General features: G+C 59.4%; 2 protein-coding genes and 1 pseudogene. 1 reads left to right on the top strand and 2 read right to left on the bottom strand.

Going from position 1 to position 1,900, the window contains the following annotated elements; translation table 11 throughout:
• Positions 1 to 190: alpha/beta fold hydrolase (locus AAAB16_RS04285; protein ID WP_369335436.1), on the bottom strand; the 190-nt coding region annotated here is incomplete at its 3' end.
• A 278-nt stretch (positions 191 to 468) separates the two neighbouring features.
• On the opposite strand from AAAB16_RS04285, the gene AAAB16_RS04290 reads away from it, so the two are divergent.
• Positions 469 to 1,476, top strand: coding sequence for a GlxA family transcriptional regulator (locus AAAB16_RS04290; protein ID WP_340662226.1), 1,008 nt, complete (start codon positions 469 to 471; stop codon positions 1,474 to 1,476).
• A gap of 17 nt (positions 1,477 to 1,493) precedes the next feature.
• On the opposite strand, the pseudogene AAAB16_RS04295 reads toward AAAB16_RS04290, so the two are convergent.
• Positions 1,494 to 1,900: pseudogene (locus AAAB16_RS04295) on the bottom strand (ABC transporter substrate-binding protein); the annotation flags it as partial.

Raw genomic sequence — 1,900 nt, forward strand, 5'->3', positions numbered from 1 at the left:
GGCCTACATCGCGGTTATCAAAACGAATCACGCGAAAACCCCGGTCCACCAAACCCTGGCAAAAATCGTCGGGCCACAATACCAACTGCGCCCCCAAGCCCATGATCAACAGCAACGGCGGCGCAGCGCTATCGCCCCAATCTTCATAGGCCAGATCGACGTCTTTGCAATGGGCGATGCCGGTGCGCATGGTGGTCCTTAACAGCGGGTGTTGGGGCTTACACCATGCATGATTAATCGGGGTTAATTCCAGCCCTCAGTGCTGGCGTTGATCACCACGGGGCTGATTGTGTCCGGCGCAGTGTTTTAGGGCACTGCGCTAGCCGGGTCTCGCCGCTGACGGTGCAACCATGGGTCGTTGTTACGATGTCGCGGGGTGAGCTGTTTGGCACAATGGGATGAACGCTACGGCAGCTAGCTGGACGTTTACTGGGATGTTGGGGCGCTGGTACTTGGAGGCGGGTAGTGATGCAACGGCGTGATTTTAGTGGCGTGATGAAGACCAAAAATTATCGCTATGTCGGCGAGGGCCAACACGTTGCGGACAAACGCACGCGCGTTGGTTTTCTGCTGTTGGAAAACTTCTCCCTGCCGGCCTTTACCCAGGCCTTGGACACGTTAGTCACGGCGAACCTGTTGCAAGCGCAAACCTTCTCGATCACCCACTTCAGCCTTGACGGTAACGAGGTGATCAGTGATCTGGGCCTGGTCATTAGCCCCGATGCTGAGCTCAACCACGCCGGCCTCAATGACTTGGCCATGCTGGTGGTGTGTGGCGGTTACCGCACACCATTGCACGCCGATCACAGTTTTTTGCAGCTGCTCCAAGATGCCGCGCGTTTAGGCATGCCCTTAGGTGGGTTGTGGAACGGTGCCTGGTTTCTCGGCCGTGCCGGTTTGCTCGATGGTTATCGCTGCGCCATCCACCCTGAGCACCGCGCGGCGTTAGCGGAGGTCGCCAAGCGCGCAGAGGTTACCAGCGAGAGTTATGTGATTGACCGCGACCGCCTCACCGCTTCCTCGGCCTCTGGCGCGCCCACGCTGATTCTGGAATGGATCAAGCAGTTGCATAACCGCGCGCTGGTCGATGGCATTGAAGACATTCTGGCCTTTGAGGCGTCGCGCTATCGGCGCATCAACCCCAAGTCCTTGCTGAAAATCAGTGAACCCACGCGGCAAGTGGTGCAATTGATGGAAGCCAACCTTGAAGAGCTGCTGGAACTGGAGCAATTGGCTAGCTATGTCGGCCGCTCGCGCCGCCAGATCGAGCGCCTGTTTCGCGAACAATTGGGCACCACGCCACAGCGCTACTACCTGGAACTGCGCATTACCGAAGCGCGGCGCTTGTTACAGCACACCAAACTCTCGGTGGTGGATGTTGGCCTGGCGTGTGGCTTTGTCACCGGTAGCCATTTCAGCCGCTGTTACAGCGCTTACTACGGCTACCGGCCGTCCAAGGAACAACGCCTGGTTTAGTACGCCGGGGCGCGCTCCTATGCGGTTTTCAGGTTAGCCAGGCAGTGGTTAAGCGGCCGCTCGTCTATCCAGTCGCGCACGTCAAAGCGTTCTTGAATAAAGCCCCAGCGCTGGAGAAAGTCAGTGAGGTGTTGCAGGGCGACGATGGAGCGTTCGTCCAGGGCGGTGTGCAGGCGGCGGTGGGCGTCTTCGCCGTAGGCAGCGGCTACCCAGTATTCGCTGGTGTTGAGTTCGCGGGCGAGGAAGCGCCGGGTTTCTTCGGGGTGTACCCAGGCCCAGCGTTCGGCTTGCATGACGCTGTCGACAATGCACAGGGCGGCCTCGTAGTGCTCGTCGAGTAGCTGTTGGTCGACGGTCAGGGTGCGCGGTGTGCCAATGTTGGCGCGAATCAGCGGGTCGGGGTGCGAGCCGGTATCCACCACTA

Origin of the sequence: Pseudomonas sp. (genome assembly GCF_037994325.1) — a bacterium.
In the GTDB taxonomy this organism is placed as follows: domain Bacteria; phylum Pseudomonadota; class Gammaproteobacteria; order Pseudomonadales; family Pseudomonadaceae; genus Aquipseudomonas.